Here is a 26,517-nt window from a genome sequence, read left to right on the forward strand (position 1 = left end):
TTTTCGTTCCGAGATTCAGAAGGCCGGCCCGCACCGGGCCTGACCATCCCATGTTCGACATCAAATGGATTCGTGCCAACGCCGAGGCGTTCGACACGGCAATGCAGCGGCGTGGCGCGCTGTTCCGGGCTGACAAGCTCATCGCACTCGACGAGAATCGTAGAGGAGTGATCGTCCGCCTCAATGAGGCCCAGGAGAAGCGCAACGCCGCCTCCAAGCAGATCGGTCAGGCCAAGGCGCAAAAGGACGAAGCCCGGGCGCAGGCGCTGATGGACGAGGTTTCGAGCCTCAAGGAGTTCATCCAGAAGGGCGAAGCCGAGGAGCGTGAGGCGGAGAAGGCCCTGAGGGAAGCGCTCGAGGTCATCCCCAACCTGCCGCTTGCCGACGTCCCCGTGGGCGAGGACGAGACGGACAATATCGAATATTTCGGACCCAACGGATCGCCGGAGCTCGCCGCCAAGGCGCGGCCGCCCAAGCCCGCGTTCACCTACCGGCCCAAGGAGCACTACGAACTCGGCGAGGCGATGGGTGAGATGGACTTCGAGGTGGCCGCCAAGTTGTCGGGCAGCCGCTTCGTGGTGTTGAAGTCGCATCTGGCGCGGCTGGAACGCGGCATCGGCCAATTCATGCTCGACATGCATGTCACCGAGCACGGCTATACCGAAGTGCAGCCGCCCTTGCTGGTGCGCGATGACGCGCTCTATGGCACGGGGCAATTGCCGAAATTCGAGGAGGATCTGTTTTTTGCCGGGCAGGGCGAGATGCGTTTCGCCCTCATTCCTACCGCCGAAGTTCCCCTCACCAACCTCGTGCGCGAAACCATCCTCGAGGAGAAGGAATTGCCGTTACGCTTCAGCGCACTCACTCCGTGCTTCCGCTCGGAGGCGGGTTCGGCGGGGCGGGACACGCGCGGCATGCTGCGGCAGCACCAGTTCAACAAGGTTGAGATGGTCTCGATCACCACGCCCGAGACCTCGATCGACGAGCACGAACGCATGCTCGACTGTGCCGAGAAGGTGCTGGCCCGGCTGGGGCTGCACTATCGCGTCATGACACTTTCGACCGGAGATATGGGGTTCGGCGCGCAAAAGACCTACGATATCGAGGTGTGGCTGCCGGGCCAGGACGCCTATCGCGAGATTTCGTCGGTGTCGGTGTGCGGGGATTTCCAGGCCCGGCGCATGGAAGCGCGCTACCGCGCCACCGACGGCAAGCCGCGCTATGTCCATACCCTCAACGGGTCGGGCACTGCGGTCGGCCGGGCGCTGATCGCCGTGATGGAGAACTACCAGCAGGAAGACGGCTCGATCGCCGTGCCCGAAGCGTTGCGGCCCTATATGGGGGGCCTGGCCACCATCGGCGGCCGCTGAGATGGGGACCCTGCGCATCCTTCTGACCAATGACGACGGTGTGGATGCGCCGGGCATCGCCGTCTTGCAAAGGATCGCACGCGCGCTTTCCGACGACGTCTGGGTGGTGGCGCCGGAAGGCAACCAGAGCGGGGCAGGGCACCGTTTCACGTTCGGACGTGAGCTCGAGGCCGTCGAGCGAAGCGAACGCATCTATGCCATAGACGGCGCCTCACCAGCCGACTGCGTCGTCTATGGCATAACGCACCTGCTCAAGGACCGGCGGCCGGACCTAGTGCTTTCGGGCGTCAACAACGGGCAGAATCTAGGCGACATCATCCATTGCTCGGGGACGGCGGCCGGCGCGCGCGAGGGCGCGCTGCAAGGTGCGCTGGGCATCGCGCTTAGCCAGGCAGTCGACTACGTCCACGGCCACGACGTCGTCTGGGACAATGCGAAGCGCTACGGTGCCGAGGTCATCCGGCAGATCCTCGCAGGCGCCGAGGGACGGGACACGTTCTACAACGTCAACTTTCCGCTCGGCGACCCCGAGACGGTCGCGGGTATTCGCGTGGTGCCCCACCAGCGCTTCTCGCGCTCGCCGTTTCGCTACTATGCCAGCCACAACGCCGATAAATTCTTCATCGCCATCCCCGAGACGCCCTTGCCGCTGGACCGGCAGGCCGATTTCGAGGTGCTGCATGAGGATCGGGCAATCACTGTAACGCCGATCAGCCTCATGCAGACAGATATGGGGGCGATGGCACGGCTCGAAGGGAAGCTGCGCCTGGAGTAGCCTTCGCCATCACTTTCCGGCGATGCGGCAGTGGAGCACATATGTGCGGATCGCCGATTGCATTAAAACGGCGCCAGGCGAAAAGAGGAGCGCTCGATCTTGGAGTTTTCGCTGCCGATCGTATTCGGGGCCGGGATACTGAGTTTCCTCAGCCCCTGCGTATTGCCGCTGGTGCCCCCCTACCTCACCTATATGAGCGGGGCGAGCTTCGAGCAGTTGCGCGCCGACGGCCAGGGGGCGGCGGCTCTGCAGAGGCGGGCGGCGGGCACGTCGCTCTTCTTCATCCTCGGCTTCTCGCTGGTCTTCGTTACCCTCGGAGCGACTGCGACAGCGTTCGGCCAGGCGTTCCGGCAGGCCCTGCCGGTGCTCACGCCCATCGCCGGCATCGTCATCATCGCCATGGGCCTGCACTTCCTCGGCGTCTATCGCTTCGGATTCCTCGACCGTCAGTTGCGGCATCGGGGACCGGGCACGGCGAGCGGCCCTATTGGCGGGTTCCTCCTCGGCCTTGCCTTCGCCGTTGGCTGGACGCCCTGCATCGGGCCAGTGCTGGCGGCGATCCTGTCGGTGGCCGCGAGCCGTCAGACTGCCGCGGAGGGGGCGGCGCTCCTCGGCCTCTATTCGCTGGGGCTCGGGGTTCCGTTTTTCCTTGCCGGAATCGCGGTCGGTCCTTTCCTTACCTTCTTCCAGAGTTTCCGCCGGCATTTGGGCGTTGTGGAAAAGATTATGGGCGGGCTGCTGGTGTTGACCGGCCTGCTTTTCTTAACCGGCCAGTTCACGCGTCTATCCTACTGGTTCCTCGAAACTTTCCCTGTTCTTTCCCAGTTTGGCTGAGCACAAGACCCCTTTAACCTTGCGGGCAGTTTTTGCACACAAGCCCATCCGCTCCCGCCAATGTGAACGCGAGCTTTACCGGCTGCCGGCAGGGTGGCTGGCGTCGACGGACAAGGAAAGTCCATGAGTGGGGAGACTGCGCTTTTGAGCTCTGCGCCGGTGATGAAGGCCGCCGCGGCCGGTGCCGCGGCCGGTCCGATCGTCGACGTGGGCGCCTTTTCCGTCGCGGTCACCAGCCGCATCGCGGATGTCGAGGCAGTCTGGAGGCAACTCGAGGCGGCAGGCGTCGAATCGCCCGGTCAGAGCTACGACTTCATCCGTCTGTGGGTTCGCGAACGGGCGGTGCCCGAGCGGGACCAGCTCTATCTTGTCGGGTCGGTTGGGTCAGTGCCGGTGGCGTTGATGGCGCTGCAGCGGCGTACCGCATTCGGCGTCAGGGTGCTGACGTGGTTTCCCGGCACGCATGTGGGGTGTCACGCACCGCTCGTCGACCGGCAACGGCTGGCGGCTCTCGGGTCGGAGGGGCGGCGGGCGTTCTGGCGCGCGCTGACGGCGAAAATCGCCGATGCCGATGTGGTCTACCTGCGGGCGGTTCCAGCGGAAAGTGAAGGTCACGACGGAACTTTCGATGAGTTGGGACGTGCCGTGGCCGTCGATACGCTTTACCGCGCGCGCTTTGCCAGCTGGGAAGAGTGCGACCGCATCCAGCGCAGCCGTTCGCGCCGCAAGCACGACCGGCAGCAGGGCGAGCGGCTTTCCGCCATGGGCGAGGTCGCCTTTGCCGAGATGCGCAACGGCGATGACGTCGACCAGGCCCTCTCGACCATGTTCCGCCAGCGTTCGGCCCGATTCAAGCAGATGGGTATCCGCGACATTTTCGCGCTGAACAACTTCGCCGGTTTCTACCGGGCGGCGCTGCGGACGGACTCGCATGTCGATGTTCGCCTGCACGTTCTGCAGCTTGACGGCCAGATTGTCGCCACGCGCTATAACATCGTGCATGGGGAGCGGATGTTCTGCCTCATATCGTCGATGTCGGACGATCAGGCGATCCAGAGCGGATCGCCGGGAAAGCAGTGCCTGTTGCGAGTGATGCAGACCGTATTCGACGCCGGCATTCGCATTTTCGACATGGGGGCCGGCTTCACCGACGAGAAGCGGCACTGGTGCAATGAGCAGACGGTGTTGCGCCAGCACTATGTAGCGCTGACCTGGCGCGGCCGGCTGGCCGTCGCCGCCCATGAGCGTTTCCAAACCACGCGGGCGTGGATCAAGGCCGACCGGCGCTTCATCAGCCTGCGGCGCAGCCTCGGAAGGATCCTCCACCGCAAGAGCTGGCAGAGTGGAGAGGTCGACCCGGGCTGACCGGGAAGGTTTGCCGCATCCATCCGAGCAGCGCATTCAAATTCGCCCAGCCGGATGTGTCCGTTTCATGCAATCCTGGACGTCCCCCTAGTGGGGACGTGTCGGGAGCAACTCATGCTTTTTACGATTTTGATCTATGGCGCCGAAGGGCTGGCGGACCGTTTGCCGGCTACCGAGCGGGAAGCACTCCTCGATAAGCACCGCGCCCTGCAGGCAAGGCTGCAGGCAGAGGGCAAGTTCCGCGGTGCCGTGCAACTGATGCCGCCTTCGACGGCCATGAAGGTGCAGGACAAGGGCAGCGGCTTGCGTGTGCTCGATGGCCCCTACGCCGAATCCAAGGAACAGATCCTCGGCTTCTACCTCGTCGAATGCGACACCATGGAAGAAGCGCTCGAGGCGGCCAAGGCGCTTCCGCAGGGAGTGGCCCAAATGGAGGTTCGAGCGGTCAACTGGGCGGGCGGGCTACAGTGAGTTCCGCAGAATGGGCGGAAGCCGTTGGTGATGTGAGTGGAATGGACGGAGCGGGTCTGACCAGCGCCATCTTCGCAGACAGCAGACCACGGGCGCTGGCGGTACTGGTGCGCAGCTTCCGCAATCTCGATGTCGCCGAGGAGCTGTACCAGGAAGCATGCCTGCGAGCAGCGGAGCACTGGCGCGGAACCGGCGTCCCGCGCGACCCGACGGCCTGGCTGATTACGGTGGCGCATAATGCCGGGTTCGACCGTATCCGCAGGGACCGCCGCCTTTCACCGGTCGACGTCGGGACGGCGCTGGATGCGCTGTCGGGTGGCGATGCGCAGGCCGAGATTGCGGAGGCGATCGACCGGACCGAATACAGGGACGATGTGCTGCGTCTGCTGTTCATGTGCTGCCATCCGCAGCTGAAGGTGCATGAGCAGTTGGCGTTGGCATTGAAAGTGATCGTCGGCTTTTCGGTCGAAGAGATCGCGCGCGCCTTCGTGGTGACGCCCGACACGATGCAGCGACGGCTGTCGCGCGCAAAGGCGCGCGCAGCCGGCATTGCTTCGAAGTTGGATACGCCAAGCCTGGCTGAGCGGGCTGAGCGACTCAGCGCAGTTCAGACCATGATCTATCTGCTCTTCAACGAGGGCTATACCGCCGCAAGCGGCAGTGAGCACATACGGCATGCACTCTGTGAGGAGGCGATCCGACTGGCCCGGCTACTTCTTGAACTGTTCCCTGGGCAGGCCGAGCTGATGGGGCTGTTGGCGCTCTGCCTACTGCAGCACGCGCGCACCGGCGCGCGCATCGACGGGGAGGGGCGGTTGGTTTCTCTCGAGGATCAGGACCGGTCGCTCTGGGATCGGGATAGAATCGTCGAGGGCCGGGTGCTGGTCGAGAAGGCGCTGATGAAAGGCCGCCCGGGGCCGCTGCAGGTGCAGGCGGCGATAGCGGCCGTCCACTGCGCGGCCGAACGCGCCGAGGATACCGACTGGCCGGAGATCGAGCGTCTTTACGGTGCCCTGGAACTGCTGGCGCCCGGCCCGGTGGTGACGCTCAACCGCGCGGTCGCGATCGGAAAGGTTCGCGGGCCGGAAGCGGCGCTGGCGACGCTGATCCCGCTAGCCGAAGAGCTCGATCGCTACCGGCCCTATCACTCGGTGCGCGCCGCACTCCTGGAGGAGAGCGGTAAGATCGAGGCGGCGATCGCTGCGCTCAAGGCGGCGCTTTCCTGCGAGCCGACCCGCCAGGAGTCGGCATATCTGAGGGAGAACATTGCGGCGCTCGAGACCTTGCGCGCGACATGATTGGCCAAATGCGCATGGGTTTGGCGTCAGTTTTGAAAATTCTCAGTTGCACTGTCCGGTTCGGCCAACCTGGCGCGTCCTCTTGGTGTGCTCGAGAGAGCGCACTTAACAATCTGTGATTGAACATGAGGACGACAATGGCAAACGAACCCAACACCACTCATGGCAGCCCGAGCTGGCTTCAGCATTCGAGCCGGGATCCTGCTGCCGCGCGCAAATTCTACGAGACTGTGCTCGGTTGGACCGTCAGCGAAATGCCGATGAAGGACGGCTCGAATTACCCGGCCATCGTCGTCGGGGAGGCACCCGTCGGCGGCTTCTCGCCAATGCCGGGCGATGGCGGCTGGCTCGCCTATATCACTGTCGACGACGTCGATACACGTCTCGCCAAAGCCAAGGCGGCCGGCGCCGTGATCGTTTCGGAAGCGATGACGGCTCCGGGCGTCGGACGCATGGCCACGATCGCGGATCCGTTCGGAGGAAGGGTTGCGCTGATCGACTACACGAAGGCCTGACGACAAAATTGCTGCCGGCTTCCAGCCGCCGGCAGCAGAGATGCTTCAGATCAGCTTCAACCCACGCAGCGACGTGTGCCCGGCCTTGCCGATGATGATGTGGTCGTGGAGCGTGATGCCGAGCGGCTTGGCAATGTCGGCGATCTCGCGGGTCATGCGCACATCGGCCGAGGAGGGGGCCGGATCGCCCGACGGGTGGTTGTGGACGAGGATCAGGGCTGTCGCCGAAAGCTCGAGCGAGCGCTTGATGACTTCGCGTGGATAGACCGGGGTATGATCGACGGTACCGGTCTGTTGTACCTCGTCGGCAATCAGCCGGTTCTTCTTGTCCAGGAAGAGGATGCGGAACTGCTCGATGTCATCGAAGGCCATCTGCGCCCGGCAATAGTCGATGAGCTGGTTCCACGAGCCGAGGATCGGCTGGTCGCGCACGATCTGGTCGCGCCCATAGCGCTGGGCGACGGCCTGCATGACCTTGATGTGGGTGATGGTCGTCTCACCCAACCCCTTGATCTCGGTGAGGCGTGCCCTGCTGGCCCCGAGCACCTGCGAGAACGAACCGAAACGGGCGATGAGATCCTTGGCGAGCTGCTTGGTGTCTTTTTGCGGGATGATCATGTGGAGCATCAGCTCCAGTAGCTCGTAGTCCTGCAGAGCCTCGCCGCCGACGGCATTGAAGCGTTGGCGCGCACGTTCGCGGTGGCCCAGATAGTGCGGCTTGACGGCTTCAGGCAGGTCGCCTTCCGGTTTGACGGCCTGCGGCACGGTCAGGCCCGGGCGAGGGGGTTGAAGAGGCCGGCGGGCGAGAGGGTGAATACCTCGCAGCCGTCTTCGGTAATGCCGATCGAGTGCTCGCACTGGGCCGACAGGGTGCGGTCACGGGTGACCGCCGTCCAGCCGTCCGAAAGGATCTTCACGTGCGGGCGGCCGAGATTGATCATCGGCTCGATGGTGAAGATCATGCCGGGCTTGAGCTCGATGCCGGTGCCAGGCGTGCCGAAGTGCATGATGTTGGGCTCGTCGTGGAAGAGACGCCCGACACCATGGCCGACGAAGTCCCTGACGACACTGGTGCGTTCGCCCTCGGCATAGGCCTGGATGGCCGCGCCGATGTCGCCGGTGGTATTGCCGGGCCTCGCGGCGGCGATGCCGCGCTCGAGGCTCTCATAGGTGACTTCGACCAGCCGCTCGGCTTTGCGCGAGACCTCGCCGATCGGGTACATTCGGCTCGAATCGCCGTGCCAGCCGTCGACGACGAGGGTCAGGTCGATGTTGACGATGTCGCCTTCGCGCAATGGCCGTTCATCGGGAATACCGTGGCAGACGACGTGGTTGATCGAGGTGCAGACCGAGTGTCGGTAGCCCTTGTAGAAGAGCGTTGCAGGTATCGCGCCGTGATCGCGGGCGAACTCGTAGGCGAGCCTGTCGAGCTTGATGGTCGGCACGCCGGGCTGAGCGTGTTCGACCAGCATGTCGAGCGCTTCGGCCGTCAGCCGCCCTGCCTTGCGCATGCCGGCAAAGCCTTCTTCCCCGTGCAGAGGGATAACGCCGGGTGTGCGGCGGGCCTTGGCCTGGGCATCGACATAGGTGATCATGAACACTCCGGCCGCACCGCGGCGATATTGATTTACCTATAAGTAATCGGTGCCCCTGCTGATGGGAAGAGCCTGGTGCCTGCTCGCCAACAATCGCGCCCGCGAGATCGCCGCTGGCGCGCGCTCTCGGGGAGGGATGTGACGAGTTCCGGCCGCTTGGTTTCGGCGTATTTCAATCGATTGCGGAGACGTCATGGACGCCGCCAGTCTTGCCGGTCTGCTGCTCCTTGCGAGTGTCGCGGCCTATATCCAGACGCTGACCGGCTTTGCCTTCGGGCTGGTGATGATGGGCGGAATCGGGCTCACGGGATTGATGTCCCTGCCGGATGCCGCGGTGGTCGTCAGCGTCCTGACGCTGGTCAATGCCACACAGGTGCTGGTGCGGGGTTGGCGCGATGTTGCCTGGCGTGAACTGCTGCTCGTCCTCGTGGCCGGCCTGCCGATGCTGCTTGCCGGCTACTGGCTGCTCGAGTATCTGGCCGCGACCAGCATAGTATGGCTGCAGTTGATCCTCGGTCTGGTCATCGTCGCCTCCAGCATACAGCTTTCGTTCAAGCCGCATCCACGCACGACGATGTCGCCAAAGGCGACTTTCCTCGGTTTCGGCGCCGTTTCCGGGCTCATGAGCGGCTTGTTCTCGACCTCGGGACCACCGTTGATCTACCATTTCTACCGACAGCCCTGGCCCCATGCGAAAGTGCGCGAAACGCTGGTTTCCGTTTTCGCCACCTATGCGGTGGTGCGCTTCATGAGCGTTGCTGCGTCCGGCAACTTGCCGGCGCCACGGGTGTGGTGGTCCCTCTTGGCCATCCCAGTAGTCATGGCGCTCACGTTCGTGGCCAAACGCTGGCCGCCGCCGGTCTCGCAGCTCTTCCTGCGGCGGGCAGCCTTCCTGCTCCTGCTGCTCTCGGGCCTTTCGCTGTTTATTCCGGCCGCCCTCGCATTGCTGGGCGCTTTCGGACAAGCAATCTAGATGTAGTCGCCGGCCGGGAGTATTGGCAGGGCCTGCCGCAAGGTGATGGTCTCGGTCGAAAGAGCGCAATCATAGCAGAGCGCCTCGACGCCAGCGGCTTTGGCCAGCGCAAAGGCGGCGGCATATCTGGGGTCGAGGTCGCCGGCAAGACCGAACCGGCTGCAGTCGGTCCGCTGCACGAGATAGAGCATGACCGCACGATGGCCGGCGGCAACCATCGCCGAAAGCTCGGCAAGGTGCCGTGCGCCGCGCTCGGTCGGGCTGTCCGGGAATTCGGCAAGGCCCGGTTCGCGTGAAAAATGCACGTTCTTGACCTCGAGATAGAGGTCGGGGAGGCCCTCGCAGGTCAGGAGAAAGTCCACTCGGCTTCTTTCGCCGTACTTCACCTCCGGTCGGCACGACTCATAGGCGGCGAGCTCGGGGATGGCGCCACTGGCGACCGCTTCGGCAACGATGCGGTTGGGATGGGCTGTATTGATGCCGACGAGGCCAGTGGGCAGTTCCACCAGCTCCAGGTTCCAGGCAAGCTTTCGCGCCGGGTTTGCCGATGGCGACACCCAGACGGGCAGGCCTGGGTCCTTCAGGCCCAGCATCGCCCCCGGATTGGCGCAATGGGCAACGATCTCCTCGCCCGAATCGAGGCGGACATCGGCAAGGAAGCGTTTGTAGCGGGCAACGAGCGTGCCGCGCTGCATCGGTTGGGGGAGGCGCATGGGCTGCTTGACCTTTGGCGTGTCAGCGGGCATCCATGGCCGGCAGCAAGCCCGCAGGTCAAGCCATGACGAGCCAAGACATAGTAACCGCCGGTCTCGTGGTCATCGGCGACGAGATCCTTTCCGGGCGGACCAAGGACGTCAACATCGGTGCGACCGCCGAGTTCTGCACGGACCTCGGCATCGAGCTGAGGGAAGTGCGCATCGTCTCCGATGAACTCGACGCCATCGTCGAGGCGGTCAACGCGTTGCGCGCCCGCTATACCTATGTGTTCACCACCGGCGGCATCGGACCGACTCACGACGACATCACGGCCGACGCCATCGCCAAAGCCTTCGGGGTGGCACTGCCCATTAACGAGACGGCGCGGGCGATGCTGGAAGCGCGCTGGAAACAGACCGGCACCGAGATCAACGAGGCACGGCTGCGCATGGCACGCATCCCGGAAGGAGCCGACCTCATCGTCAATTCGGTGAGCGCGGCCCCGGGTTTTCGCATCGGCAACGTCCACGTCATGGCCGGTGTGCCGGTTATCATGCGTTCCATGCTCGAGGCTTTGGCCCCTAAGTTGAGGGGCGGACGCAAGGTTGCTTCCATCACGGTCAAGGCTGCCGTCGGCGAGGGGACGGTCGGTGGACCGCTCGCGCGGCTCCAGGCCGAGTATCCCGACGTCAAGATGGGCAGCTATCCGCAGATGGGCCGAGACCGGGTGATGACGGAACTGGTGCTGCGCTCGTCCGATCCGGTGCTGCTCGAAGAGGCGGCTGAAAAGGTGCGCGCCATGGTGGCTGAAGCCCACGCGAAAGCTGGGGTGGAACCGCCTGCGGAGGATTGAGGGCACAGCCGCATTTTGCTATTGGCGTGCCTTCCCCGCGCTGTCAGCTGGAGAGCCGAGCCTTGAGCACCAACCAGAAGTCGTTCCCGGTCACCTGGGATCAGTTCCACCGCGACAGCCGGGCGCTCGCCTGGCGGCTGATGGGTATGGGCTCGTTCGACGCAGTCGTCGCCATTGCCCGGGGCGGCTTGGTGCCGGCGGCGATCGTGGCGCGCGAACTCAACATCCGCACCGTCGAGACGGTGGCGGTCAAGAGCTACGACCATCAGAACCAGGGCCACATCAAGGTCCTGAAGGAAATCTCCAAGCCCGTACTCGAGATGGCGCAGAACGGGGGCAAGGTGCTCATCGTCGACGACCTGGTCGATACCGGCGCGACGGCCCGCGTCGTGCGTGACATGCTGCCGGGGGCCCATTTTGCCACCGTCTACGCCAAGCCCAAGGGGCGCGAGTTGGTCGATACCTTCGTCACGGAGGTCAGCCAGGATACCTGGATCTTCTTCCCCTGGGATCTCGACGTAGCCTATGTGGCGCCGATCTCGGGAGGGACGGACTGAGGCTGGCAATTAACCCTTCCGGCACAGGAACAGTCCGACGACCTTCCTGATCTCGAAAACACCGCCTGCCGCCTCGAAGGCAGCCTCGGTGAGCTCGCGCAGGCGTGCCTGCTGCTCGGCCGGTGCGCCGTCGCCCGGGGGGTGAGAGAGCAGGAATGCAACGACGTCCTTCGGATCGGTGCAGACGAGCCGGCTCTGGAAGGGGAATTCCTCCACCTCACCGAAGGCTGCCCTCAGCATCGGTCCGCCCATTTCGAGATCGAACAGGCCCGCGATCGGGCTGCCCGGCTTGCCGCCGAAGGCCCTGTAGCCGAGATCGTATAGGCTGGCGCAGTCGTCGCGACCGTTGGTGGTGACGATGGCAACGCCGCCGGGCTTGAGGACGCGCGCGATCTCAGCAATCGCCCTGGCGCGATCGGACGCGTGATAGAGCATGTGCACGGCGAAAATCGCATCGAAGCTGGCATCGTCGAAGGGAAGTTCCGTCACATCAGCGACAGTACCCTCGACTTCAGCCCAGCGCCCGATGCCGCGCACGCGTGCGATGGCTTCGTCCACCATTCCAGGGGAGAGGTCGGCAAGCTGGATGTCGAGTGATTCCGGCAGGCTTTCGGCTGCCTCTGCCCAGAACCAGCCGGGGCCGCATCCGATGTCGAGGACGCGTGAACCAGATTGGAGCTTCGCCTTTCCCGCAATCCAACTGAACCAGGGCGCCTCGGTCTGCGCATATTTGCGGTGCAGTCGGGCACGGGCCTCGAGCTTGGAGCTGTCGCCATATTGTTCGCGATTGTCCACGAGATCTGCTTGCGTCATTGGACACTCCCCCATGTCTGGTGCACTCGTCCTCCTACGCCAAGGCTTTGGAGGATACTCCGTCGTCTGGCGATCTCCGGGTGGCTGCCACCCGAAGCTCGAAGAGCGAAGGGTGGTGCGGGCGGCGGGACTCGAACCCGCATGGCCGAAGCCGAGGGATTTTAAGTCCCTTGTGTCTACCGATTCCACCACGCCCGCGCTCTTGGCCTCGCGCCTCGTGTTTGTCACAAGGCTTGCCCCAAGACAATGTGGTGCAGGATTCGGAGGTTGTCATGCTGTTGAAGCGTGAACTGTTGGAAGACATCAAGGCGGGCAGGGTGGATATCGTCTTCCGGCGCTGGAAGCGGCCGACGGTCAAGGCCGGTGGTACACTGAAGACCAAGGTGGGCCTGCTAGCCATCAAGGCGATGGACGAAATACGTCCTGAGGACGTCAGCGATACCGACGCCCGCCGTGCTGGTTTCGCCGACGCGGCCGACTTTCGCAAATGGCTGTTGACGATGAAAGAGGGACACCTCTTCCACCGCATTGAAGTTGCCTTCATCGGAGAAGGTTGAAGTTCCGAACCAGAATCCGGATCTTCCGTCAACGTCTTGGGTGTGAACCGCAATTCCTGCCCGATCGTGCGGACTTGCGTTCCTCAAAATGGCGCCGGCACCACGAACCGGCATGTCTCCCCCGTCGTCGGGTGCACGAATTCCAGTTCCTCGGCGTGGAGCTGAAGACGATCGGCGGCGGCGAACGCCCTTTGGTCGGCGTAGAATGCATCGCCGAGGATTACGTGGCCGACGGCCAGCATGTGCACGCGCAACTGATGGGTTCGGCCGGTCAAGGGGAAGAGGCGCAGACGCGTGGCGTTCGTCTCGCGTGCGATCACCTGCCAGCGCGTCTGGGCCGGGCGTCCGTGCTCCAAATCCACCTTCTGGCGGGGCTTGTGCTCCCAATCGGTCATCAGCGGCAGGTCGATGAGGCCCTCCTCCTTATCGAGAACGCCGGCGACGCGCGCCACATAGCTCTTTTTCGTCGTGCGTTTCTCGAACTGGATACCGAGCCGCCCGTGGGCGCGCTTGTTCAGCGCCATCAGGATGAGGCCCGAGGTGTCCTTGTCGAGCCGGTGCACCATCTCGGCGGTCGGCCACTGCTTGCGGGCGCGGTGGCGGATCGAATCCCAGAGGGAAGGATGGCGGCCGGGCACGGAGAGAAGCCCGCTCGGCTTGTCGAGCACGAGCAGGTCATCGTCGACATAGACCACGTTCAGGTAGGGTTCAGTCGGGGGATCGTAATCAACCAGTGTCGGCAGGGGTTCGGACATGGCCGGGCTTTAGCAGGTCTTGCGCTCCGATGACAGAACGAGGTTGGAACGCTGGTTTTGCGGCGTGATCCAGACTCGGCTAGATTGGCGCAATTCTGCCTGGGGGATGCAGCATGTGGGACTTTTCCGTCGGACGCGGTCTTTCGATGATGGCTAGAACCTGGCCGTTCATTGTCTTCCGCCTGGTCGTCTATTTCGGCATCGCCGTCGCCTATGTGCTGGCGACTGGGGTGGGGGCCGGCATCGGCTGGGGCGTAGGTGCCTTTGGCGACGCCGATTTCCAGGGCGCGACAATGTTCTGGGGTGGAGCGGCCGGCTTTGGACTCACGGCGGGCCTGCTCTATTTCCTGCGCGAATACATCCTCTACATGGTCAAGGCCGGCCATATTGCAGTGCTGGTCGAGCTGCTCGACGATCACCCCATTCCCGACGGGCGTCCGCAGATCGAGCATGCAACGGGCGTCGTCAAGGAACGCTTTGCCGAAACCAACGTGCTCTTTGCCCTCGACCTCTTGGTCAAGGGCGTGCTGGCCGCGGTCACCGGACTGGTGCAGGGCGTTGCTTCGCTGATTCCGATCCCGGGTCTGCAGCAGTTCGTGGGACTGGTGCGGGCGTTCCTGCGGATCGCTGTCGGGCTCGTCGACGAGGTCATCCTCGCCTACGTCATCCGCACGCGGGCCGACAATCCCTGGGCGGCAGCCAAGACCGCGCTCGTCCTTTATGGGCAGAACTATCCCATCATGCTCAAGAACGCCGCCTGGCTCACGATCTTCACCTATGTGCTCGCCTTTGTCGTCTTCCTGGTCATGCTGGCGCCAGCGGCTGCCGTGGTCTGGTTCATCCCCGGAGGCTGGTCGGCCGGCGGCTTCGTCTTCGCCATCCTTTTTGCTTGGGCAGTCAAGGCCGCGCTCATCGAGCCTTTCGCCATTGCCTGCATGATGCAGGTCTATTTCAAGACGATCGAGGGGCAGGTGCCCGATCCGGTATGGGAGGGGCGGCTCTCGTCGGCGTCCAAGAAATTCAATCAGTTGAAGGACAAGGCTGCAGGCTGGATCGGCCATAAACCGGACGGGGCGGAAGGCCCCGCCGCTCCCGCAACGCCGCCGGCATGATCGCTGGTCAGTTGTTCATTCGAAGCTGTAGTGCAGGCGCACGCAGCCCGGGTCGATCACCTTGGCCGATAGCAGCCGGGGCGACGCCTTGAAACCGGTCGGCGGGAAGAGCGGGTATCCGCCGCCGATGATTTCGGGAATGACGTAGATCTCGATCTCGTCGAGTGCACCGCGTTCCATGAACGCCATCTGCAGCTTGCCACCGCCCAGCATCCATACGTCTCCGTCATCGAGTGCGCGCAGTTCGGCGATGAGAGCGTCGACGTCGGTTCGGGTCTCGAGCGGTCCTTTGGGAGTGTCGATGGGGTGGGAGGTCACGACGAACACCCGCTGGTCTCCGTATTCCCACTTGCCCGGGTACTTTTCGATCCAGTCATAGGTGCCACGGCCCATGACCACGGTGTGGATGCGCTTGATGAACTTGCGGTAGTCATGCTCGCCGAAGTCGGCATCGTATTTCATCAGCCAATCGAGTTTTTCGTCCGCCGTGGCAATGTAGCCGTCGAGGCTTGTGGCGATGTATCCGAGAATTCTGGCCATGATGGATCTCCTCGTGTAGGATCGCTGCGTATATAAATGAACGTTCATTTACTATGGATTCCGAATGGTTCGCAAGAGGTCAGTGAGCGACGAGGCGATTCTCGATGCGGCGATGGCAGTGATGGTGCGTTCCGGGCCGGAGGCGGTGACCTTCGCCTCGGTCGGTAGGGAGGTGGGGCTCTCGGCTGCAACCCTGGTGCAGCGCTTTCCGACCAAGGTCGCGTTCTTGCGTGCTGCGCTGTTGCGCGCCTGGGACCAACTGGATGCGCTAACCGCTGAGCTCGACGCTGCTATGGAGATCAGTCCCGAAGGGGCGGTCGCCATGCTGGTCGCCATGTTTCCAACGGGGGAGGGCGAGACCGATTACGCCGAAGGTCTGCTGATCCTGCGCGAAGATGTGCGCGATCCGGTCCTTCGGGCGCGGGGGACCCGCTGGGGCGAGGTACTGGCCAAAGCCCTTGGGCGGCGACTGACGCCGGACACGGCGACGCAGGATCTGCTGGGGCGGCTTATGGCGAGCCAGTGGCAGGGCGCGCAGATCTGGTGGGCGTTCTCGCGCAGGGGCAGCGCCGCGAGCTTCATCGGGCGTGAGCTGCGAGACTGGTGTGCAGTGGTGCTGGCGCGCGAACGAGAAGGATGAGCGGCCTTGCGACAGCCATGGTGAAGCGGCACAATCACTAAGCGTATGGATGGATGCCATGGCTTATTGCCTCATTGAAACCGAACTCGGCTGGTTCGGCCTCGCCTGGAGCGTAGCGGGCATCACGCGTGCCTATCTGCCGGGCGAGGAGCCGGACGCGCTGCGGTCGCGCATGGCGCGACACGGACCGGAACTTGGGTCGGAAGAGGATAGCGTGCCGGCATTCGTCGCCGAGGCACGGTCGTTGATCGCAGACTACGCGCAAGGTCTTCCCGTGTCGTTCGCCGGACTGCCGCTCGATTTTGCCGGTGTCGGTGGTTTCAATCGTCGCGTCTATGAGGACATCCTCAGCCTCGGCTGGGGCGAGACCACCACTTATGGCGACATCGCCCGACGAGTAGGAGATATCGCGCTTTCACGCGCGGTCGGGCAGGCAATGGGGGCGAATCCAATTCCACTCATCATCCCATGTCACCGGGTCCTGGCCAGCGGTGGCAAGACAGGCGGTTTCTCCGCCCCGGGGGGAGCGCGGGCGAAGCTGCGCATGCTCGCCTTGGAAGGCGTGGACGCGGGGCCGCATCCGACTGCCCAACTGAGTTTCGGCTTCTAGAACGGGTGGCGGCATCGTAAGGTCCCGGCGAATATCAGAGCTGGTGGGTGCGCATCAGATGAGTTTCAAGTTCTCGCGGGATGATAAATCCACGGCGGCGGGGGTGCGCCGGATCGCTCGGCAGGAAATCGAGTCGGCGCTGAGCGAGATCGCCGATGCTGATATGGGTTTTGACGAAAAGGTGCATCGAGTTCGCCGGCGCTGCAAGAAGCTGCGCGGGCTGATCCGCCTGATACGGCCCGGATTCAATACCTATAGCAGCGTCAACGCGGCGGTTCGCGAGGCTGCCGCCGGGCTTGCGCACACACGCGATGCGGCCGTGGTGGTCGAGACGCTCGATAGCCTTGCCAAAGCGGGCAACGGATCTGTCGAGCCAGGGACCTATGAGCGACTGCGTGCCCGGCTGACCGAACGCGCGGTCCACAAGGCAAGTTCGGCTGAGGAAGAGCGGCTGCTCGAAGAATTTGCCGGCCGTGTGGGCGCGCTGGAGGATTCGATCACCGGATGGCGGCTTGAAAAGCGGGAGTTTGCTGCACTCGAGGGCGGTCTGACCCAGGTTTACAAGCGGATGGGTAAGTCCATGCTACTGGCGCGGGTCGTGCCAAGCGACGAAAACTTCCATGAATGGCGCAAAATGGTGAAGTACCACTGGCACCACATCGGGCTCATGCGCGAAGGAGCGCCGGATGTGCTGGGGGTGAGCCGGACAATGGCCGACAGCCTGGGCGAGACTCTGGGCGAACATCACAACCTTGCCGTGCTCATCGACATCCTTGGGGAAGGCGCGCTTGAAGACGGGGGACGCGCGGCGCAGGCGGCTGCGCGCGAGAGGCAGAAGGAGCTCGCCAGGCGTGCTTTCGATCTCGGCCTGCAGTTGACGGCAGAAACGCCCCGGGCGCTGGCCCGACGGTTCGAGCGCTATTGGGCGCTGCTGCGTAAATAGGGGCGAGGATGGCCGACGAAATCGAACGGAAATTTCTCGTCGTCTCGGACAGTTGGCGGGCGAGCGTGACCCGCAGCATGAAGCTCGAGCAAGGCTATCTGGCGCAGTCGGGCGGGGTTTCCGTCAGGGTGCGCGTACGTGACGAGGCCGAAGCGTTCCTCACGCTCAAAAGTGGCGGATCGGGGCTTGTGCGGGCCGAGTACGAATATGCGATACCGGTCGCCGATGCTCGCGAACTGCTTGCTCTCTGCGTGCCGCACATCATCGCCAAGCGTCGACACCTTGTTCCGGCGGGCGAGTTCACCTGGGAGGTCGACGTCTTCGAAGGCCGGCATGCGGGTCTTGTGGTCGCCGAGATCGAGCTCGACGCAGCCGACACGGTCCCCGACCTGCCGGACTGGATCGGCAAGGAAGTGACCGCAGATCCGCGCTATTACAACGCGGTGCTTGCCGCGCTTTAGCTGCACTGTTGACCCTTACGCAGCGTCAGGGATTATTCCCTGTCTCGCGGAAACGCGGAGCAGGACATGAAGACCTATACAGTCAACGAATTGGCGCACATTGCGGGCGTTTCCGTCCGCGCGCTGCACTATTATGACGAGATCGGTCTCCTGCGGCCCGCGTTCACCGGCGAGAACCGCTATCGCTACTACGGGGAAGACGAGTTGCTGCGCCTGCAGCAGATCCTCATTCACCGCGCGCTCGATATTCCGCTCAAGGATATCGGCGCCATTCTCGATGCCCCCGGCTTCGACCGGCTCGAAGCGCTGCAACGCCAGCGCGAGCGCCTTCAGGAGCAGGCGAAGCGCTACTCCCGGATGGTCAGGACGATCGACCGCACGATCGCCAGATTGAAAGGAGATCGCGCCATGAAGGACGCGGATTTATATTCGGGCATTGTCGACCCGGACAAGCAGGCCGAATACGAGGCCTGGCTGATCGAGCACCACGGGCCGAGGATGGAGGAAAGCATCGAGGCCAGCCGCAAGACCATGTCGGCAATGAGTGAGGACGAGCGCGCTGCCGCGATGCGCGAACTCGAGGCGGTGGAGCAGGGACTCGCTGAAGGTCTGCGCCGAGGCATACCGCCCCAGGCGGCGAGCCTCGCTCCGCTGATCGAGCGGCATCGCACGTGGGTGGGGTCGGCCTGGGGCAGGGCGTGTACACCGCAGGCCTATGCGGGCTTGGCCGACATCTACGAGCATCCGGATTTCCGAGCCCGCTATGAGACAATCGAAAAGGGATTTGCCGACTATTTGACGACGGCGATGCGTGCCTGGGCGCGGCGGCAGGAGGGCTGAGCGTAGAGCAGGCCGCAGGGCAAGGGGAGACTACATCCGGATCGGTTCCCTCCTTGCGTCCCCGCTACGCCCCCGATAAGGGATTGGCATTTCCTGGCTTTTCCGGTCGACCTGGCCGGCGATGGACGTCTCCGATGCCCAAGCAGAACACGGCCGCTGCCCTACGGCTTGCCACCCTTGCCCTCATTGCCATGGCGGCCATGTCGGCGGCAATCCACGAGGCCGCCAAGATTGCCCCCGTCGGGCAACTGATCTTCTGGCGCAGTTCCGTGGCACTGCTGCCGATCATCGCCTATCTCGTCATTCGTGGCGAACTGAGCCGGTCGCTGCGTACCAGATATCCCTACAAGCACCTGATACGCGGGCTGCTGGGCTGCGCGGTGATGTTCTTTTCGTTCGTTTCGCTCGCCTATCTTTCGGTGGGGCTTGCCACGGCGCTCAGCTATCTGGCGCCGATCCTTTCGGTCTTCGCGGCTATCGTTTTCCTGCGGGAGAGACCCGGAGCCGTCGTCTTCCTCGGGGTCGCGCTGGGTTTCGGCGGGATTATCCTGATGTTGTTTCCTGCGCTGGCCGGCACCGAGGTGCGAGAGGGAAGTCTGGTCGGTATCGCGGCCGGGGTTGCGATGGCGGCCACGAATGCGCTCTCGCGGGTGCAGGTCAAGGATCTCACCCGCACCGATCCCCCGGCCAGCATAGCGCTCTCTTTTGCCGTCATCTGCAGCGCAGTAGGGCTCGCCTCTGCAGTGTTCGGCTGGGCAGAGCTCGACAGCTTCGGTTTCTCGCTGCTGATCGGCGCCGGGATACTCGGTGGCATCGGCCATGTGTTGATGATGGAGGCCGTGGCCCGCGCGTCGGTCTCGCTGTTGGCGGCCTATGAATATACCGGCATCATCTGGGCGTTCCTGTTCGACGTGGCGCTCCTTGGCGTGGCACTCGATGCCTGGTCGATCGGCGGGGCACTGGTCGTGGTGGGGGCGGCCGCACTCGTGGCCTATGGGCAGGGTCGTTTCGTCGCAAAACCCGCCGCGGCGGAATAGCGAGTTGATCGCGAAAAGCGCGAGCCGGTCGTCGGCATGAATGCCGCAAACGACAACTACTGCCAGCGCTTGAAGGCCTTGAGGTGATCGACAGCTTTGACGACGGTCTGCGTGATCTTCTCGACGCTGTCTGTCACCGGCACGAAGAGCACGTTCTCGCTTCGCGTGTCCGGTTCTTCAAGAGTTGCGAACTGGCTGTCGAGCAGGCTTTCGGGCATGTATTCGTGCTTGCGCTTGGCCATGCGCTCCGCGATCACTTCCCTGTTGCCGTCGAGGTGGACGAAGAGAACGGGTTCGCCCGCCTTCTCGGTCAGGAAGTCGCGGTAGGCGCGCTTAAGTGCCGAGCAAGCGCCGACACTGGCGCCCTTGCGATCGGCCGCGTCGGCCAGAGCCGTCGCGAGGGCCTCGAGCCAGGGCCAGCGGTCCTCGTCGGTCAGCGGGATTCCGGAGCGCATCTTCTCGACATTGGCGGGCGGGTGATACTGGTCGCCGTCGAGGAATGGCACGTGCAGGCGCCGGGCGACGGACTGGCCGATGGTCGACTTGCCCGAGGAGCTCACGCCCATTGCAATGATGATGCGCGCGGGTTTCAACTCAGACCACCGCTGTGAAGGCGCCATCGACATAAAGGATGTGTCCGTTGACGAAGCTGGCGGCGTTCGAGGCGAGAAAGACCGCCGCGCCGCCCAATTCCTCTACTTCTCCCCAGCGACCCATGGGGGTGCGCTTTTCCAGCCATGCACTGAACTCGGCGTCGTTGAAGAGGGCGGTATTGAGTTCGGTCTTGAAGAAACCGGGCGCGATGGCGTTGGCGTTGATGCCATATTTGGCCCAGTCCGCGGCCATGCCGCGGGTCAGGTTGGCGATGGCGGCCTTGGCTGCGCCGTAAGGGGCGACGCCGGCGCGCGCGTGATCGGTCAGGACCGAACAGATATTGATGATCCTGCCGTTCCGGCGGACGATCATGCCTTTGGCGGCAGCTTGGGAGACCGTGAACGTCGAGGTCACGTGGGTCGCCATCAGCGCCTCGAACGCGTCGCGCGGGAACTCCTCGAGCGGGGCGCGATGCTGCTGGCCGGCATTGTTGACGAGGATGTCGAGGCCGCCGAGCTCCTCCTCGCAATAGGCGATGCCGTCGGAGACGCTTTCGGCGCTGGTGACGTCGAAGGCCACCGCCTTGACCTTCGCGCCCTGCGAGGCCAGCGTTTCGGCCGCTTTTCCGAGCGCCTCGGGATCGCGGCCGTTAAGGACGATCTCGGCGCCGGCCTCACTCAGCGCCCCGGCGATGGCCAGGCCTATGCCCCGGCTGGAGCCGGTGACGAGCGCACGCTTGCCGGTAAGGCTGAACTGGGACAGGATGGACAAGATCGACCTCCGATGCGCCGGACCCTAGATCATAGGCCGTCTGCTGCGCAATATTATCTTCCATACAAGCGCTGCGATTTGTTCAGAAATTGCGCGGCAGCCACTTCCGTTGGCTTCGCGATTGTGGTCAGGTTCGCGCGCGCCAGACCGGCGCGGCCTTGCGGCCAATCAGACGATTTCTTGTAGAGGACTGGCGAATGTCGACAGCGGATATCGGCCTTATCGGCCTTGCGGTTATGGGCTCGAACCTTGCGCTCAACATCGCCGAGAAAGGCCATACCATCGCCGTCCACAACCGGTCGCCCGGCCGGATCGACGAGTTCGTGGCCGAGGCCAGGGAGCAAGGGCTCGACAGCAAGACCATCGCCAAGTACGACCTCGCCGACTTCGTCCAGACCGTCAAGCGTCCGCGCTCGATCATCATCATGGTCAAGGCTGGCCAGCCGGTCGACGACATGATCGAACAACTCCTGCCGCACCTGGAAGCGGGCGATGCCATCATCGAGTGCGGCAACTCGCTCTATACGGATACGCAGCGCCGGTTCGATTACCTGACGCCCAAAGGCATCGGCTATCTTGGCGTCGGTGTTTCCGGCGGCGAGGAGGGCGCGCGGCACGGGCCCTCCATCATGGTCGGCGGCTCCAAGGAGCAATGGCACAATGCCGAGGCGGTGCTGACGGCCATTGCCGCCAAGTTCAACGGCGAACCCTGTTGCGCGTATCTGGGCGAAGGCGGGGCCGGCCATTTCGTCAAGACGATCCATAACGGCATCGAATATGGCGACATGCAGATGATCGCCGAGGTCTACGGCGTCATGCGCGATGGCCTCGGCATGAATCCAAAGGCTTGCGCCGAAGTCTTCAAGGAGTGGAACAACGGCCCGCTTAATTCCTATCTCATCGAGATCACCGGTCATGTGCTCGATGCCGTCGACGAGGAGACCGGCCGGCCGCTGGTCGAACTGATACTCGACAAGGCCGGCCAAAAGGGCACGGGCGTCTGGTCGGCGATTGCTGCTCAGCAGATGGGCGTGCCGGCAACCGCCATCGAGGGCGCGGTCGCCGCCCGCTCGATATCGTCTCGCAAGGACGAGCGCGTGGCTGCCGAGGCCGCTTACGGCAAACGTGCCGACAGGAAGGCGGACGTCACTCTCGCCGACCTCGAAAAGGCGCTGCTTGCCGGCAAGATCGTTTCCTATGCGCAAGGTTTCGCGGTCATCGCCAAGGCTTCCGAGGAGAACGGCTGGGGTCTGCCGCTGTCGACCATCGCCAAGATCTGGCGGGCCGGCTGCATCATCCGCTCGCGCTTCCTCGATCAGATGTCGGCAGCCTATGCCAAGGGCGAGGCGACGAACCTGCTGATGGTGCCGGACTTCATCGAACTGATGAAGGAAAGCCACCCGGCACTGCGCAAGATCGTCGCCGCGGCCGCGCTGGGCGAGTTCCCGATGATCTGTCTTTCGGCTGCGCTCTCCTATTTCGACAGCTACCGCCAGGCGCAGGGCACGGCCAACCTCATCCAGGGGCAGCGCGACTTCTTCGGCGCCCACGGATTCGAGATCGCTGGACGCGGTAAGGATCTTCACGGCAAGTGGCCGTCGACGCTGGGCAATTGAGGCGCCGGGGCCATGACCGCGGAAGACGTCCTCGAGCAGTATGAAGCCCGCATCAACCAGCACGACTTTGACGCGCTGGTACCGCTGATATCGAACGACGCCGTCTTCTGGTTCAACGACGGCTCGTTTTCGGGCCTCGCTGAAATCCGGCGCGCTTTCGAGGCCACGTGGGAGCGGTTCGCCAACGAGGTCTATTGGCTCGAGGACAAGTCCTGGATCGCCCTCGGGGAGGGTGCGGCCAGCTGCACCTATCATTTCCGCTGGAAGACGGAAATGGACGGCGAGGCCATGTCGGGAAGTGGGCGCGGCACGACCGTGCTGCGGACCGAGAGCGGTCACTGGAAGATCATCCACGAGCATCTCAGTGGAATGCCCGGATAGCGGCCGGTGAGCCGGGAAGCTCGGCTCTAAAGCGCTCGGAACATCACATAAGAATCGACGAACCCGTGCTGTGGATGCCTGAACGCCTCCGGCAGGGTGCCGACGATCTCAAATCCCAACGACTGCCAGAGCCTGACCGCGCTTGTGTTGGTCGAGACGACATGGTTGAACTGCATGGCCCGAAAGCCGCGCTCGCGGGCGCGCTCCATCGAGAACTCGCACATGGCTCGCGCTATGCCGCGGCCGCGTGCTGCTTCGGCGGTCATATAGCCGCAATTGGCAACGTGAGAGCCCGGTCCCTGTTGGTTGGCCTTGAGATAGAAGGTGCCGAGAATTTCGCCATCAGCTTTGGCAACGAAAGTCTCGTGCGCCGGGGCGAACCAGTAAGCGAGCACGTCCTCATCGGTCATGTCGGTGGGCATGGCGTAGGTCTCGCCGGCCCGGAGGATCGGGGCGACGATGGCGAGGACAGCCGGGCAGTCGGCCCTATCGGCGGGGCGGATGTCGATCACGATCGTCGGACTCCTCGTCGAGCGGCGGCACGCGGATCTGTCCGGGCGGCGCTATGTCGGGCACATGTGGCCGATCGGCAATCGACGGACGGCGGCGCAGGTCGTAGCGCAGCGCGGCAAATATGAAGAGGATCACCCCTAACGTCACCAGCGCGGCCGAGGCGATGAATGGGGCTCCGGGGAAGTAATCGGCCGAAACCCGGTTGCGGGTGAAATAGGAGAAGATTTGTGTGGCCGCCACCGGCCCGATGATCGTCGCCAGCGAATTGGCGGCGTTGACGGCGCCCTGCAGTTCACCTTGGGAATTGTCGGGCACCTGGCGCGAGAGGACGCCATTGATGGCTGGAGCCGCAAGCCCGGAGAGAGCTCCCAGCATGATGTAGCCGTAGAGCCAGATGACGTCGGTGTTGAAGGAGACGCCGATGAAAGCGGCGGCGGCGGCCAGCATGCCGAAGACTGTGACGGACATCTCCCCGAAGCGCTTGACCAGCGGTCCGACAAGCAGCGCCTGGCAAACCGCGAAACCGATGCCGAAGGCACCAAGCGAGCGGCCGATCTGGCTGGAGCTGAAGTTGAACACCTCGATGGTGAAATAGTTGAAGACCGACGGGAACGCCTGCGCCGAAAGTGTGAAGAGAAAAAGCACCAGCAGCAGCCAGAGGACGATCGGATACTGCCGCAGCGCGCCGATGGCGCCGAACGGGTTGGCCCGGCGGATGTCGAACTTGCGCCGGTTGTGGCGCGGCAGGCTCTCGGGCAGCACCAGAAGGCCAAAGAGGAAATTGGCAAAGGCGAGGCCTGCCGCCGCGTAGAAGGGCACACGAGGTCCGAATTCGCCCAACTCTCCACCGATCACCGGACCGATGATGAAGCCAAGCCCGAAAGCGGCGCCGATGAGGCCGAAGCGGTGCGTGCGTTTGTGCGGGGGCGTGATGTCGGCCATGTAGGCGGTAGCGGTCGCAACAGCGGCGCCTGCTATGCCTGCGATGAAACGGCCGATGAAGAGATACCAGACGAACGGGGCGATCGACATCATCAGGTAGTCGAAGGTGAGCCCCAGCAGCGAGGCAAGCAGGACCGGCCGGCGTCCGAACCGATCGGAGAGGTTGCCGAGGACCGGGGAAAAGACGAACTGCATCAACGCATAGACGAAGACCAGATAGCCGCCGATGACGGCGGCCTCGGCGACGCTTCCTCCGGTCAGTTGCTCGAGGAGTTCGGGGAGCACGGGCACGATGATGCCAAGACCGGTCATGTCGAGGAGGATGGTGATCAGGATGCAGACCAGGGTCAGGCGGGATCGCGTCGTGGTTTGCATGCGATGACGGGTCTCTCGAAATGTGCCGCGCAGTTGACATAAGGCAGGAGGCCAAAGCAAGGCCTTGCGGGACCGCCCGAAGCAGCCGTCGCTGCGAACGCGAAGGCATTGGTGCCATTTAGGTTAGTTCGCGCGCGATGACCACCGGGCGCGGCAAATTGTGCAAAAGGCTACGCGTCGCGCGTGCCGGCCGCCAAGTCATCGGTGGCATCGTAGCCATAGAGCCAGTCGAGTCGGTGGAAGTGGCTCTCCGGGCCGCCCCATCGCATCACGGCGTCGCGCGCGATCGTCAACGGCCAGCGCATGTGGAAGATCGTCCCATTCGTCTGCGACAGCCGGGCGACACGGAGAACGCGCGTCTGCCGCGCTTGGGCATAGCGGGCGAAGGCCGTATGGGCGTGCTGGGCATGGCCCAGTACCGGGGCGAGTACAGCGGCATCCTCGATGGCCATGGCTGCGCCCTGGGCCTGGAACGGCAGCATGGCGTGCGCGGCATCTCCGATAAGCCCAACATTGCCGCGATGCCAGTGGTGGGTTTCGACGGCATAGAGTGGCCAGGCCGTCCAGCCATCACCGGCGAGGTCGATCAAGGCGCTGATGCGAGGGCTGGAACGAGCCGAACGGGGCAGATCCGGACGTCGCGGCTGCGATTCCGCCCCTGGGTCGATGACGGGATTGGGAGCAAAGAGGGCGAGGTTGAGGAGACCGCGATGGGGCAGGGGGTAGGCGACGAGATGATAGCCGGGGCCGAGAAGAAGAGAGGTGCGGTCCAGTGCGACAAGGTCCCCGACGGCATCGAGCGGGAGCAGCGTGCGCCAGGCGAGGCGACCCGAATAGCGGGCCGGAGGCCCCCCGAGCGCTTGCCGCCGGGTTTGCGAATGCACGCCATCTGCGCCCACGAAGGCGAAACCTTCGCCGGAACGGCCGGCAAGATCGGCGGCGACCGACACGCCGCCGGCGTGCGAAGACACCGTGAAGTCCGCGACGCCAAAGACGATGTCGATGTTGGCAAACCGCTTGCAGGCGGCATGGAGGACATCGGCGAGGTCGGCGCGGTGCATAACCGCATAAGGCAGCCCGTACCGGGCTCGGGCAACTGGTCCAAGCGCGAGGGTGACAAGCGGGCGTTCCCTGCCGAACGGATAGATGTCGATGCCCGTGGGCTCGAAGCTCGCTTCGCCGATCGCGTCGGCAAGCCCCAGGCGGTCGAGAACGCGGCGGGCGTTGGGACTGATCTGCAAACCGGCGCCGAATCCGGAAACGTCGCTATTGCGCTCCAGCACCACGACATCGACGCCGAGTTTGGCAAGAGCGAGGGCGAGCGTCAGCCCGGCAATGCCGGCCCCGGCTATGAAGACGGTACGGCCGGTCCCCGGCATGAAGGATCAGGCGTGCGTGGCCTCGTAAACGGCCGAAGGCGGATTGGCGGCGCCGGCCGGGAGCTTGGGATCATAGACGTAGAGGGTCGAGCAGTAGGGGCAGACGATCTCGCTGTCCTTGCCCATGTCCAGAAAGACATGTGGGTGGTCGAACGGCGGCAGCGCTCCGATGCACTGGAATTCCTTGGCCCCGATCTCGATTCGGCGGAGGCCCGCGGTGTTGTGGAAATGCGGGATGGAATGAGTGGCGGACATGGCAAACCTCGGCGAAGATCGGTCGGCGCGGACCATAGTCAATCGCCGCGTGGAATGAAAGGGTTGGTACACACGCGAAGG

Annotated in this window: 32 protein-coding genes and 1 tRNA gene; 20 read left to right on the forward strand and 13 right to left on the reverse strand. The window is 63.9% G+C overall.

The window, feature by feature from the left end; translation table 11 throughout:
* The first annotated feature begins 50 nt into the window (after positions 1-50).
* The 7 genes from serS to QQK18_RS23990 all read left to right on the forward strand — a co-directional run bounded on the left by serS (position 51) and on the right by QQK18_RS23990 (position 6,628).
* Complete coding sequence (gene serS / locus QQK18_RS23960) at positions 51-1,370, forward strand: serine--tRNA ligase (RefSeq protein WP_284342923.1); 1,320 nt, start codon at positions 51-53, stop codon at positions 1,368-1,370.
* A 1-nt stretch (position 1,371) separates the two neighbouring features.
* Positions 1,372-2,145: a 5'/3'-nucleotidase SurE gene (gene surE, locus QQK18_RS23965; RefSeq protein WP_284342924.1), complete on the forward strand. Its 774-nt coding sequence runs from the start codon at positions 1,372-1,374 to the stop codon at positions 2,143-2,145.
* A gap of 99 nt (positions 2,146-2,244) precedes the next feature.
* Positions 2,245-2,979, forward strand: a complete 735-nt coding sequence (locus QQK18_RS23970; RefSeq protein WP_348523253.1) for a cytochrome c biogenesis CcdA family protein — start codon at positions 2,245-2,247, stop codon at positions 2,977-2,979.
* A 123-nt stretch (positions 2,980-3,102) separates the two neighbouring features.
* Positions 3,103-4,344 carry a GNAT family N-acetyltransferase gene (locus QQK18_RS23975; RefSeq protein ID WP_284342925.1) on the forward strand — a complete coding sequence of 414 codons (1,242 nt, stop codon included), beginning with the start codon at positions 3,103-3,105 and terminating at the stop codon, positions 4,342-4,344.
* Positions 4,345-4,458: 114 nt separating this feature from the next.
* Entirely contained in the window at positions 4,459-4,815 is a 357-nt protein-coding gene (locus QQK18_RS23980; RefSeq protein ID WP_284342926.1) for a YciI family protein, read from the forward strand.
* A gap of 41 nt (positions 4,816-4,856) precedes the next feature.
* On the forward strand, positions 4,857-6,113 hold the full coding sequence (locus QQK18_RS23985) for an RNA polymerase sigma factor (RefSeq protein ID WP_284343309.1): 1,257 nt from the start codon (positions 4,857-4,859) through the stop codon (positions 6,111-6,113).
* A gap of 137 nt (positions 6,114-6,250) precedes the next feature.
* Positions 6,251-6,628, forward strand: a complete 378-nt coding sequence (locus tag QQK18_RS23990) for a VOC family protein (RefSeq protein WP_284342927.1) — start codon at positions 6,251-6,253, stop codon at positions 6,626-6,628.
* Between the two features lie 45 nt (positions 6,629-6,673).
* Here the strand turns inward: QQK18_RS23990 and radC are convergent, their stop codons facing one another.
* Together radC and map are read right to left on the reverse strand one after the other, a co-directional pair.
* Entirely contained in the window at positions 6,674-7,393 is a 720-nt protein-coding gene (gene radC / locus QQK18_RS23995; protein WP_284342928.1) for a RadC family protein, read from the reverse strand.
* 2 nt (positions 7,394-7,395) lie between these two features.
* Positions 7,396-8,223 (reverse strand): type I methionyl aminopeptidase, encoded by an 828-nt coding sequence (map, locus tag QQK18_RS24000; RefSeq protein WP_284342929.1) that lies wholly within the window; start codon positions 8,221-8,223, stop codon positions 7,396-7,398.
* A 193-nt stretch (positions 8,224-8,416) separates the two neighbouring features.
* Here map and QQK18_RS24005 point away from each other — a divergent pair, with 193 nt between their 5' ends.
* Complete coding sequence (locus QQK18_RS24005; RefSeq protein ID WP_284342930.1) at positions 8,417-9,196, forward strand: sulfite exporter TauE/SafE family protein; 780 nt, start codon at positions 8,417-8,419, stop codon at positions 9,194-9,196.
* Here the strand turns inward: QQK18_RS24005 and sfsA are convergent.
* Positions 9,193-9,909 carry a DNA/RNA nuclease SfsA gene (gene sfsA, locus QQK18_RS24010; protein WP_284342931.1) on the reverse strand — a complete coding sequence of 239 codons (717 nt, stop codon included), beginning with the start codon at positions 9,907-9,909 and terminating at the stop codon, positions 9,193-9,195. The two genes, QQK18_RS24005 and sfsA, sit on opposite strands and share 4 nt — an antisense overlap.
* A gap of 65 nt (positions 9,910-9,974) precedes the next feature.
* Here sfsA and QQK18_RS24015 point away from each other — a divergent pair, with 65 nt between their 5' ends.
* Both QQK18_RS24015 and gpt read left to right on the forward strand, forming a co-directional pair.
* Positions 9,975-10,745 (forward strand): competence/damage-inducible protein A, encoded by a 771-nt coding sequence (locus QQK18_RS24015; RefSeq protein ID WP_284342932.1) that lies wholly within the window; start codon positions 9,975-9,977, stop codon positions 10,743-10,745.
* A 62-nt stretch (positions 10,746-10,807) separates the two neighbouring features.
* Positions 10,808-11,302 carry a xanthine phosphoribosyltransferase gene (gene gpt, locus QQK18_RS24020; RefSeq protein WP_284342933.1) on the forward strand — a complete coding sequence of 165 codons (495 nt, stop codon included), beginning with the start codon at positions 10,808-10,810 and terminating at the stop codon, positions 11,300-11,302.
* Positions 11,303-11,311: 9 nt separating this feature from the next.
* Here gpt and QQK18_RS24025 read toward each other — a convergent pair whose 3' ends face one another.
* Positions 11,312-12,115, reverse strand: a complete 804-nt coding sequence (locus tag QQK18_RS24025; protein WP_284342934.1) for a class I SAM-dependent methyltransferase — start codon at positions 12,113-12,115, stop codon at positions 11,312-11,314.
* A gap of 113 nt (positions 12,116-12,228) precedes the next feature.
* Positions 12,229-12,313: transfer RNA gene (locus QQK18_RS24030), tRNA-Leu, on the reverse strand.
* Between the two features lie 74 nt (positions 12,314-12,387).
* Between QQK18_RS24030 and QQK18_RS24035 the strand changes: the two genes are divergently transcribed.
* Entirely contained in the window at positions 12,388-12,672 is a 285-nt protein-coding gene (locus QQK18_RS24035) for an ASCH domain-containing protein (RefSeq protein WP_284342935.1), read from the forward strand.
* 83 nt (positions 12,673-12,755) lie between these two features.
* Here QQK18_RS24035 and QQK18_RS24040 read toward each other — a convergent pair whose 3' ends face one another.
* Complete coding sequence (locus QQK18_RS24040) at positions 12,756-13,427, reverse strand: RluA family pseudouridine synthase (protein WP_284342936.1); 672 nt, start codon at positions 13,425-13,427, stop codon at positions 12,756-12,758.
* A 113-nt stretch (positions 13,428-13,540) separates the two neighbouring features.
* Here QQK18_RS24040 and QQK18_RS24045 point away from each other — a divergent pair, with 113 nt between their 5' ends.
* Positions 13,541-14,539 (forward strand): hypothetical protein, encoded by a 999-nt coding sequence (locus QQK18_RS24045; protein ID WP_284342937.1) that lies wholly within the window; start codon positions 13,541-13,543, stop codon positions 14,537-14,539.
* A 15-nt stretch (positions 14,540-14,554) separates the two neighbouring features.
* Here the strand turns inward: QQK18_RS24045 and QQK18_RS24050 are convergent, their stop codons facing one another.
* Positions 14,555-15,079, reverse strand: a complete 525-nt coding sequence (locus QQK18_RS24050; protein ID WP_284342938.1) for a dihydrofolate reductase family protein — start codon at positions 15,077-15,079, stop codon at positions 14,555-14,557.
* A 64-nt stretch (positions 15,080-15,143) separates the two neighbouring features.
* Between QQK18_RS24050 and QQK18_RS24055 the strand changes: the two genes are divergently transcribed.
* The 6 genes from QQK18_RS24055 to QQK18_RS24080 all read left to right on the forward strand — a co-directional run bounded on the left by QQK18_RS24055 (position 15,144) and on the right by QQK18_RS24080 (position 19,610).
* Positions 15,144-15,719 (forward strand): TetR family transcriptional regulator, encoded by a 576-nt coding sequence (locus QQK18_RS24055; protein ID WP_284342939.1) that lies wholly within the window; start codon positions 15,144-15,146, stop codon positions 15,717-15,719.
* Between the two features lie 58 nt (positions 15,720-15,777).
* Positions 15,778-16,329 (forward strand): methylated-DNA--[protein]-cysteine S-methyltransferase, encoded by a 552-nt coding sequence (locus tag QQK18_RS24060; protein WP_284342940.1) that lies wholly within the window; start codon positions 15,778-15,780, stop codon positions 16,327-16,329.
* Positions 16,330-16,387: 58 nt separating this feature from the next.
* Complete coding sequence (locus tag QQK18_RS24065; protein WP_284342942.1) at positions 16,388-17,272, forward strand: CHAD domain-containing protein; 885 nt, start codon at positions 16,388-16,390, stop codon at positions 17,270-17,272.
* An 8-nt stretch (positions 17,273-17,280) separates the two neighbouring features.
* Entirely contained in the window at positions 17,281-17,733 is a 453-nt protein-coding gene (locus QQK18_RS24070) for a CYTH domain-containing protein (RefSeq protein WP_284342943.1), read from the forward strand.
* A 66-nt stretch (positions 17,734-17,799) separates the two neighbouring features.
* Complete coding sequence (locus tag QQK18_RS24075; RefSeq protein ID WP_284342944.1) at positions 17,800-18,573, forward strand: MerR family transcriptional regulator; 774 nt, start codon at positions 17,800-17,802, stop codon at positions 18,571-18,573.
* Between the two features lie 134 nt (positions 18,574-18,707).
* Positions 18,708-19,610: a DMT family transporter gene (locus QQK18_RS24080; protein WP_284342945.1), complete on the forward strand. Its 903-nt coding sequence runs from the start codon at positions 18,708-18,710 to the stop codon at positions 19,608-19,610.
* 56 nt (positions 19,611-19,666) lie between these two features.
* Here the strand turns inward: QQK18_RS24080 and QQK18_RS24085 are convergent, their stop codons facing one another.
* Positions 19,667-20,203 (reverse strand): gluconokinase, encoded by a 537-nt coding sequence (locus QQK18_RS24085; protein ID WP_284342946.1) that lies wholly within the window; start codon positions 20,201-20,203, stop codon positions 19,667-19,669.
* A gap of 1 nt (position 20,204) precedes the next feature.
* Positions 20,205-20,969, reverse strand: coding sequence for an SDR family oxidoreductase (locus QQK18_RS24090; protein WP_284343310.1), 765 nt, complete (start codon positions 20,967-20,969; stop codon positions 20,205-20,207).
* A 203-nt stretch (positions 20,970-21,172) separates the two neighbouring features.
* On the opposite strand from QQK18_RS24090, the gene gndA reads away from it, so the two are divergent.
* Both gndA and QQK18_RS24100 read left to right on the forward strand, forming a co-directional pair.
* Positions 21,173-22,591 (forward strand): NADP-dependent phosphogluconate dehydrogenase, encoded by a 1,419-nt coding sequence (gene gndA, locus QQK18_RS24095; RefSeq protein ID WP_284342947.1) that lies wholly within the window; start codon positions 21,173-21,175, stop codon positions 22,589-22,591.
* 12 nt (positions 22,592-22,603) lie between these two features.
* Positions 22,604-22,972, forward strand: coding sequence for a YybH family protein (locus QQK18_RS24100; protein ID WP_284342948.1), 369 nt, complete (start codon positions 22,604-22,606; stop codon positions 22,970-22,972).
* Positions 22,973-22,998: 26 nt separating this feature from the next.
* Here QQK18_RS24100 and QQK18_RS24105 read toward each other — a convergent pair whose 3' ends face one another.
* The 4 genes from QQK18_RS24105 to QQK18_RS24120 form a co-directional block, all read right to left on the reverse strand.
* The gene (locus tag QQK18_RS24105) at positions 22,999-23,481 is read right to left on the reverse strand and encodes a GNAT family N-acetyltransferase (protein ID WP_284343311.1); all 483 of its coding nucleotides are present in this window, start codon (positions 23,479-23,481) and stop codon (positions 22,999-23,001) included.
* Entirely contained in the window at positions 23,459-24,802 is a 1,344-nt protein-coding gene (locus QQK18_RS24110) for a TCR/Tet family MFS transporter (RefSeq protein WP_284342949.1), read from the reverse strand. The genes QQK18_RS24105 and QQK18_RS24110 overlap by 23 nt, the downstream gene beginning before the upstream one ends.
* A 170-nt stretch (positions 24,803-24,972) precedes the next feature.
* Positions 24,973-26,181 carry an FAD-dependent oxidoreductase gene (locus QQK18_RS24115; RefSeq protein ID WP_284342950.1) on the reverse strand — a complete coding sequence of 403 codons (1,209 nt, stop codon included), beginning with the start codon at positions 26,179-26,181 and terminating at the stop codon, positions 24,973-24,975.
* Positions 26,182-26,187: 6 nt separating this feature from the next.
* Positions 26,188-26,436 carry a zinc-finger domain-containing protein gene (locus QQK18_RS24120; protein ID WP_284342951.1) on the reverse strand — a complete coding sequence of 83 codons (249 nt, stop codon included), beginning with the start codon at positions 26,434-26,436 and terminating at the stop codon, positions 26,188-26,190.
* Between the last annotated feature and the right edge of the window lie 81 nt (positions 26,437-26,517).

The organism is Devosia nitrariae, assembly GCF_030160115.1.
Taxonomy (GTDB): Bacteria; Pseudomonadota; Alphaproteobacteria; order Rhizobiales; family Devosiaceae; genus Devosia; species Devosia nitrariae.